Below are 9,030 nucleotides of genomic sequence, written 5' to 3' on the forward strand. Positions count from 1 at the left end.
GAAATGAAATTGTTAAATGTTAGTAACTCTAACAATACATTAACAGAATTGACGTTAAATTTATTTAAATTCGCCATGCAAAAATTAGTGCTATTATTCTATTATATGAAATCATTTTTCAGTTGTTTTCTTATTCTGATATCTGTTAGTCTATTTGCTCAAAAAAAACCTGAGTTTAAATTATTAGATCTTTCAGAATTAAATTTTATAACAAGTATTGATTCAGTAAAAACTGAAGTTGTTAAAGAGAAAGATACTCTTATCCCTATAGATATTAAAGCAGAGTATTGGAATCATACAGTCTATAATCCATATAAAAATGTGGAGGTTACATTTCCGCTGAGGCTTAATTTTAAAGATTCCACCTACTTCTCTCCTATTGGGAAAGAAAAAGTGGTAACGTCACGCTATGGATGGAGACGTGGACGACCGCACAAGGGAATAGATATAGATTTGGTAACTGGAGATAGTCTTTTTGCTATGTTTGATGGTATTGTACGCATGTCTAGATATAGTAGAGGTCATGGAAAAACAGTTGTGCTAAGGCATTACAACGGATTAGAAACAGTTTACGCACATTTATCTGCTTATGGCGTAAAAGAAAATGATACGATAGTTCGCGGACAGTACTTAGGAAAAGGGGGCGTTTCTGGAAATGCAAGAGGTAGCCACTTACATTTAGTTGTGAATTACAAAGGTGTATCTATTAACCCTGAGTATTTATTCGAATTTAACGACCATAACAAAATACGATCTAAAGAACTATGGATCACTAGAAAATGGACACGCCCAATTGCACATAATTCTAAACGTCAAAGCAAAATAATTCCTTTGCTTTCTGAAGAAGAGGCTATCGCTAGTTTAATAAAGCAACAGTCTATTTATACCGTTAAACCTGGTGACACACTATCTAGAATCTCAAGGCGAAATAATGTTAGTATCGCATCACTTTGCAAAACTAATGCCATCAAAAGAAATGCTGTGATTCGTGTTGGTCAAAAATTAGTGATCGAAAAATAATAGTCTTCATATCTTATCACTTACATCAATTAATTGATTTAGAATTCAAGTACAAATACGTAGTACACAATTACTGATATGGATTTGAAATTCAGGTATTTGTACTCAATTTTCAGGAATGTGTTTGCTATAATTTTACAGTATTGTTAGCGTCAAACTTTATAAGCTAGCAATTGTATTATTAATCTTTAAATCATTTTATTATGGAAAATTTAAGCACAGTATTTGAAAATCCTGCATCAAACGCGACAGGAGCTGCAACAGATGGTGTAGCAGTAAATGCTTACGGACAAGGTCAATGTTCTGGCGTAACTTACACAGTGCCAGCGCATGGTGACATTAAAGTTGACTTCAAATTGAAGTTGCAATGTGTAACACCAGAGAATGTGAAAGCACTAGACCAACTAATTAGAGGTATGTTGACTGCATCATACCAAAAGAAGTATGATCAATTAACTAAAGAAAGTAAAAGTGGAGGTTATGGATTCTTCTTGTTTTTCTCTGCTGGAGGTGGTAAAACATCTTACTCACAAACGACACATACTATGGAATCTTATGGATTAGATAGAGCACAGCAAACAAAGATTATTGATGCCATGATTAAAATGGCAAATCAATGGAACACATTCTCTTACAAAGGAGAAATTTCTAATACTGAGTATGATTATTCAGTGTCAGGTAGTTTATTTGCTATTGTGATGGATGCAACCATCCAAAAAGGAGAACAACATACACAACTAAGGTTCTTAGGTCCTAACGTACACTTGAAAGGTAATGATGGAACGTCTTCTTTACCTTCAACAGGTAAGCTGTATTAATACATTAAAACTCTCTTTTCTTAATAACTAGCTCATAATAAGCGAAGCACTAATAAAGTGCTTCGCTTTTTTAGCATCTATCTTTTAGAAATGAAACTTGATGTATATGTCTTTTGAAACTAAATGTCGCTTTTGATTAGTTGTTGAAAGCGCTAAATTCTGATCTTCAGCATTAGTAGTTGTACTTGTAAGCAGAAATAAATCTTGCATGTTTTCTGGACGTTCCATAATGATGAAATGACCAATATCTACAAGTCTAAATCCGATACTCATGTTAGGGAAATTTTCAAACTGAAATTGGAAACCTGTACTTAATTGCCATGTAAAAGGTGTGGTTCTCGTAATTTCTGGTGCAATAATTCCTGGACCAAAAGTGTTATCCTGACTAGTAGTATCATTCTTAAGATGCATTGTAAGCAACACATTAAAGATTTGTGAGTCCAGTTTTATAAAGGATAGCCCTACTCCAATTCCCGTTTCAAACAACATTACAGTAGATCTATTAATGTCTATTTTAAACAATTTAAAAGCAGTAAATAACGAAAGTGATGTAGAGCTAATCTTGGTGTTTTGCATGAAAACTCCAGTTGTAGATAACAATAGGTTATTAGATATAACTTGCTTTTCTTGACTGAACTGCAATGATGACTTATATGTATAACTGTTTCTTCGTTGCATCACTAATCCCAATGAAATTCTTGGCTGTAGTGCGTATGTAAGTTCTAACCCATAATACCCTAAATTTGATAAGTTTTGTCTAGAGCTTAGTTTCTCTGAAAAAATGATCTGATCTTGTGGATTACTTGGAAAACTAGAAATAGTAAAACTATGGTCTCCTTTAATGGTTGGAAATGAAAGTCCGTAATCAATTGTAAATGACAAACGTGATGTCCAATCATCTCTGTATGATTGCGCTGTACTTGTATAAGTAAGTAGAAGTATACAACAGATCAAGTAACAGCGAAAATATAAAACGGATAATTGATGTCGACATAACATGGTATACAAGATTTCTATTATTAAATTAATAGACAATCTAGTAAATTCACCTATCACATTTACAAGTACTTATACCTGTTTTTCTAAAGTATTGATAGCAGAAATAAAATTAAAATTTTTAGGAAAAGACCTTGAATTATTTCGAGGTTTCAATATCAGTTTGAAGTACTATATCTTTTTGAACTACAAACATATTACCTTCTTTCTTAAGTTTAAGAATTCTAGTAGGATCTCCTTTTTTAGCCATTCTTTTTCGGCATAACTTTGTTAGTAACGGATCTTCATCAAAAAGAAAGCTAGCAATTTCATATTCCGATTTAGATGCTTCTTTTACTGTTGGAAATAGTTGCTGCATTTGATTGTAACGTCTGTCGTTTCCTGGAACATAAGTGTAAAAAGTATAGTGTCCATCGGCATCAGTTTTAATCCAACCTCTATTATGTACATAACGTTTTCCATTCGCCTCTCTCAAATCAAAATCTCCATGTTCATCAGCTTGTTCAATAAATAGAATTACATCCGTTGCTGGTGTAACTCCATCACTCTTATATATAGTACCTGAAACTTTAAGCTTATTTTGTTTTGATTCAAAACCCGGAATAGTATCTGTGTTATTCAATTTAAACTCTGAATAGTCGTATAAAGGGTGACGTTCTAGATAATCGGTAGAATTACTTTGCAAATCAGTCGTAGTTTCTTGAGCATAAATTGTATAATTCATACTTAAGAAAAGGCTAAAGTAAATTAGGATTATTGAATTTTTCATGAGGTTAAGCATTTTAGATTTACTCAAAATTGAAGGATTTATATCGTAAACCATTAAAAATCACATGAATGTTCAAATTTCACGATGAAATGTACTTAGACGTAAAATATATCGATGAAATGTTCATAACAATCACATACAGAAGTATATATTATATGTAAAAAGAGGAGTTAAATATTGATTCCTAAAGGTTTAATCTTTAATTGCCTTGAAACAAATTAATTCTGAGTTAGCATGCTAATGAATTGATAATAATTAATGCAAAAACAAGTAGTAATTTAGTGAATTTAAAAGCAGATTTTTTTCTAAAATCTCTTCATAAATTGCCTGCAAGATCACAAAAAAGACAAAAAGTATTTCATCGTATAAATATGCATTTTATCCAGTAAATAAGCAGTTTATCCAAGAAATATGCATTTCATATGGTGAAATAGTTTGCAAAAAAACCCAGAAATTAGTTGTTTTTTTTAATTAATTGTATAGATTTGCTTATCTAACGTTAATAAAAAACCCAAAAAATGAAAACTAAACCTACTTTAATTATCGCTGTTTTTTTTCTGATGGTTAGCATCGGTTTTGCACAAAAAAAGAGTGCTCCAATAAACATGATTAGTGGAAAAACGAGTATATCAAAATATCATAGTCATGAAGAATTAGGTAAAATGTCTAAAGGTGCTTTACTTAATCTGTATATTGAGCGTATTGAAGTTATTGTAAATATTCTACCAAATATTGCATTTGCTACAAAACCTGGTGTAACTATGGAATCTTTGGGAATACCTGAAACTAAAGAAAATAAAAAGGCCTTAGAAGATAACAGAGAAGCTTCTGTAGATTATTTTGATAGTACTGTAGAATTTCAGAAAAAAATATTACCGTATTCAGATACGCGTGATTTGATTGCTGCAATTATGTTTTATGAGGAAACATTGAAATCTTTGCATACTTACAACGATTATAAAACAGATTAGCCTTAGTTAGTATTTTAAAAATAGTAAACCTCAACATAATGTTGAGGTTTTTTTTATATAATTTCTTACAAATATTAAATCACTGATTTTGCGTTTGTTACCATAATTCAGCAATTAGCTTTCTTATAATTGTATTTTTGTAAGAAAAATAATACGTGATATCAAATATTGTGTATTTCGTCGATATTTTTTGCATTTCATAAGTATTGTTCATATGTTTGGTACATATAATTTAGCGCCCACTTGTCTAACGTAAACGAATTTAACCGCTATGAAAAAAATTACTCAAATTACACTTGTCCTATTATTAGTGTATGGCAATATGTTTGCCCAGCAAGAGAAAGGAATTATTGGCTATAACAATTGGCTAAATCCTTGGACAGAATTTAAACCGAACAAAGTTGAGTATGGTAAGCCTACTAAAATACTAAGTGGAGATATTACCAAAGATACTAGACTATACAAACGTGATATATACCTTCTCCTAGGAGATGTTTTTGTTACTGATAGTACAACGCTCACTATTGAGCCTGGTACAGTGATTATAGGTGATTTTAAAACTAAAGGATCTCTTGTTATCAGTAACGGATCAAAAATAATTGCCGACGGTACACACACAGACCCAATAGTATTTACTTCAAGTAGAAGTGTAAAAAAGCCTGGTGATTGGGGAGGACTCTTTATTCTTGGTAATGCACCAACAAATAAATTTGGTGTCGAATCATCTTTAAACTATGGCTTAGTGCCTTCTGCAGCTAAAACAATTAGTTATGGTGGTAATAATCCCGCTAGCTATTCTGGTGTTTTGCGTTATGTAAGAATCGAATATGCAGGAAAGAGAACTAAAGATTATGGTTATTTCAATGGATTGACCTTAGCTGGTGTTGGACAACAAACCATCATAGAAAACATTATGGTTAGCTATTGTGATGGCAATTCATTTGGCATATTAGGTGGTGATGTCATTTTAGATAAAATGGTATCGTACAAATCAAGTATAAACGATTACGACTTTAATTATGGTGCTCAATGTAAAATTAACAACTCATTGGCTATAAGGTCTCCTTATGTATCTGGAGCAGGAAAATCAAGATGTATGTATGTTGTTGCTCATGATCAAAAAGAATCTGCCGATTTTTCTCAAAAGCAAACCTTCGTCAGTGCAGAAAATTTGACGTTAATCAATTTAAGTGATGATTTGCGTAACGATATTAAAGTTGGGTTGGTTAATGAAGCTATTTACATCGGAGAAGATGCCTCGTTTACTATTGATAAAAGTGTTATTTCAGGTTTTAATCCTGCTGTAATATTTGATAGAAAGATAGAAATTAACAGTGAAAACCTAGAAAGGATAAAATTCACCAGAACATATTTCAATAATTGCAAAGGAAACATATTTGTAGAGAATATCGCAAATAATGAAGACTTAGAGAACTGGTATGGAAATAGAGCTTTTAACAATGTTTATTCAAAAGGTCCAGATTCTGAAACTTTTATTGATGTCGAAAATTTAAAGCGACCAGATTTCAGATTGAGAATCAATAGAATTATCGCTTCAAATGACATTGACGACGATGATTAAAACTATAAAACCAGCTATTAATCTTTAATTAAAGAATTGTTGCTTATTGATAAAAAACTACGCCCCAAACTACAATGTACTACACTAAATCCCTACATAAATTCCTTTTTGGATTTTGTTGTTTATTTATTCTTGTTACGCAAGAAAAAGTAAATGCCCAGATAGTTATTGGTTCACCTAACCTAGGTTTTAGTCAAGCTTGTGCTAGTGCTTCATTTAACACGTATAGCACTACGTTTGTTTTTTCTCCAGAAAGTGCTTTAGAAGCATCTAATCAGTTCACTATAGAAATGTCTGATGCAGATGGAGATTTTTCAAACCCAACTATAGTATACACTTCTAATGCTGGAGCGATTACAACATCACCTGCAACTGTAAATTTTTCGTTACCTACAACAACCGCTGGAGAAAATTATAAAATTAGGATTAAAAGTAGCGCACCTGCTGCTACAAGTTCTGGTTCGTCTGCGTTTGCAGCCTATTACAAAATTCAAGATTCACCTTTCACTATAAATAATTTAGTGTCAACAGGTGCTTATTGTTCTGGAGGAAGCTATTTACTGACCATTGACAATCCAGGTACTGGATCAAATGATTCTCCACTCAACTACCCTTCTCTTACATTTAATTGGTTCAAGGAAACTGGACCAACGACAGCTGTATTTATTGCAGAAGGTCCAACGCTAGAAGTAAGTGAAGAAGGTACATATTTTGCCGAAACAAACTATGGCACATGTACATCAGATTCATTTTCTAACCGTGTTGCAATTAGTGAAGTTACTTCAGGACAGGCTAACGCTGGAATTGCTTCAAGTTTAGGCAACCCCTTTTGTCCAGCTCAAGGTGCAACAACATTAAGTACTATTGGCGGTAATAGTTACCAATGGTTTAAGGATGGCGCCGTAATTCCTGATGCCACAAATCAAATGTATCAAGCCAATGAATCAGGTTCGTATTCTGTTCAAGTAGATTTAGGAAACTGTTCAGCCTCTGGCACAATTGAATTAGAAAGTGAGCTTTTTGAAGGTTCACTAAATGTATCTGAAACAAATACGATAGAAGATGGCGAATCGCTATATGTAGTTGTGACAACTACTGCGAATAATCCAGAGTATGAATGGTATCTAAATGGCAGTATTATTTCTGGTGTTACAACTGATAATTATGATGCTACCGATTTTGGTAACTACAAAATAGTAGTTAGCGAAACATCAGGTTGTGTTGGTTCTAGAGAGTTCCTATTTGAACTAAACGAAGCTTTAGATCCTTTTCCTGAAGTAGCAGATATTCCAAATGTTATAAGTCCAAACGGTGACAATATAAATGATACATGGGTAATTCCAACACGATATGTAACTGGTACTAATACAGAAGTATTAATCATGACAAATCGTGGAGAAATAGTTTTAAAGACCAATGATTATTTAAATAATTGGCCAGAAAACGATTTGAATTTGACCAGTATTAATCAGGTCTTTTATTATGTGATAACCACTGAAAATAACGAAACTAGAAAAGGTTCAATAACAATAGTGAAATAATAATATGAAAACACATCTTTTGGTTTTAGTATTATGTATCTGTTCTATACAGATGTTCTATTCTCAAGAAGATGATGGAGTGGTTTCGCTTAGCCTACCCCTAAGGAATTCTTTAACCTTCAATCGATACGCAATTAACCCAACATTTAGCTTCGTTCGTGAGCAAAATAAATACATTAGTTTTTCCAATAAAAGAGAATGGGTACAGTTTGATGATGCACCACTCACCTATCTAGCTGGCTATTCTGGTAGATTTGGAGAGAATATTGGTGCCGGCTTAAGTGTGTTTCAACAAAACTATGGTGTCTTAACTACGTTTGGTGGTCTGGCCAATTTTGCCTACAACGTTCAACTGGATAGAGATAGCAACCTTACCTTCGGACTTAATATTGGTGCCTACAAAAGTGGCATAAATACTGGTAATGTTGTAACAAATTTTGATGATCCTTCTCTACAAAATGTTCCTGAAAACTTTTTATTAGCAATTAGCCCTGGAGTTAACTATGGTTTAGTATTCCTAGACTTTGGTGTATCAATCAACAATTTGGTAACTTATAATTCCAATACATCCGAACTTATCAAAGATGATCCAGAACAAAGTATCCAAGCGCATTTAATGTATACAGGATATATGAATACTAGAGGTTTCTTTGATGAAAGTAAATTTTCTGGTCTTATTAGATCAGAATTCAAAAAAGATGAAACTGTAATATCTGCTATTGCAATGCTAACTGTTCCAAAAGGTATCTGGGCTCAAGTTGGGTACAATACCGTTTTTGGTGCTTCTGGAGGCGTGGGAATTAATATTACACCACAAATTGCTATCGAATACAATTATGAGAAAGCCTTAGGAGATTTGAATAATTTTGGACCTTCTCACGAATTTACATTAGCGTATAGATTCAAAAACAAGCAAAATTACGATTATAGTAGTGGTGATGAAGTAAGCGGATTGATTTCAGGTAATAAAAGAAAACCTGTTGTATCTAAAATATCTAAAGCTAAAGCTGATGCCAATCGTAAATCTTCAGCAGAAAGAAAAGCCGAAGCACAGGCTAAGTTGTTAGCTGAACAAAAGGCTAAAGAGGAAGCTGATGCTAAAGCAAGATTACTAGCTGAACAGAAAGCTCAAGAAGAGGCTGATGCTAAAGCAAGATTATTAGCTGAACAGAAAGCTAAAGAAGAAGCTGATGCTAAAGCAAGATTACTAGCTGAACAGAAAGCTAAAGAAGAAGCTGATGCTAAAGCAAGATTACTAGCTGAACAGAAAGCTAAAGAAGAAGCTGATGCTAAAGCAAGATTATTAGCTGAACAGAAAGCTCAAGAAGAAGCT

The 9,030-nt window shown here is 32.9% G+C and carries 8 protein-coding genes; 6 read left to right on the top strand and 2 right to left on the bottom strand.

The window, feature by feature from the left end:
* Positions 1–75: 75 nt before the first annotated feature.
* Together Q0783_RS15015 and Q0783_RS15020 are read left to right on the top strand one after the other, a co-directional pair.
* A complete protein-coding gene (locus tag Q0783_RS15015) occupies positions 76–1,020 on the top strand; it encodes a M23 family metallopeptidase (RefSeq protein ID WP_298896481.1) in 945 nt (314 codons plus the stop codon).
* A gap of 203 nt (positions 1,021–1,223) precedes the next feature.
* The gene (locus Q0783_RS15020; RefSeq protein ID WP_230935157.1) at positions 1,224–1,838 is read left to right on the top strand and encodes a hypothetical protein; all 615 of its coding nucleotides are present in this window, start codon (positions 1,224–1,226) and stop codon (positions 1,836–1,838) included.
* Between the two features lie 84 nt (positions 1,839–1,922).
* On the opposite strand, the gene Q0783_RS15025 is transcribed toward Q0783_RS15020, so the two are convergent.
* Together Q0783_RS15025 and Q0783_RS15030 are read right to left on the bottom strand one after the other, a co-directional pair.
* Positions 1,923–2,792, bottom strand: a complete 870-nt coding sequence (locus tag Q0783_RS15025; RefSeq protein WP_298896484.1) for a hypothetical protein — start codon at positions 2,790–2,792, stop codon at positions 1,923–1,925.
* Positions 2,793–2,973: 181 nt separating this feature from the next.
* Positions 2,974–3,603: a hypothetical protein gene (locus Q0783_RS15030; RefSeq protein WP_298896486.1), complete on the bottom strand. Its 630-nt coding sequence runs from the start codon at positions 3,601–3,603 to the stop codon at positions 2,974–2,976.
* A 518-nt stretch (positions 3,604–4,121) separates the two neighbouring features.
* Between Q0783_RS15030 and Q0783_RS15035 the strand changes: the two genes are divergently transcribed.
* The 4 genes from Q0783_RS15035 to Q0783_RS15050 all read left to right on the top strand — a co-directional run.
* On the top strand, positions 4,122–4,574 hold the full coding sequence (locus Q0783_RS15035) for a hypothetical protein (RefSeq protein WP_298757957.1): 453 nt from the start codon (positions 4,122–4,124) through the stop codon (positions 4,572–4,574).
* A 271-nt stretch (positions 4,575–4,845) separates the two neighbouring features.
* Entirely contained in the window at positions 4,846–6,156 is a 1,311-nt protein-coding gene (locus Q0783_RS15040) for a hypothetical protein (protein ID WP_298896487.1), read from the top strand.
* 74 nt (positions 6,157–6,230) lie between these two features.
* Entirely contained in the window at positions 6,231–7,697 is a 1,467-nt protein-coding gene (locus Q0783_RS15045; protein WP_298896489.1) for a gliding motility-associated C-terminal domain-containing protein, read from the top strand.
* A gap of 4 nt (positions 7,698–7,701) precedes the next feature.
* Positions 7,702–9,030, top strand: a 1,329-nt coding sequence (locus tag Q0783_RS15050; RefSeq protein WP_298896491.1) for a PorP/SprF family type IX secretion system membrane protein, incomplete at its 3' end; no start/stop codon positions are given.

The organism is uncultured Psychroserpens sp., from assembly GCF_947500255.1.
In the GTDB taxonomy this organism is placed as follows: Bacteria; Bacteroidota; Bacteroidia; order Flavobacteriales; family Flavobacteriaceae; genus Psychroserpens.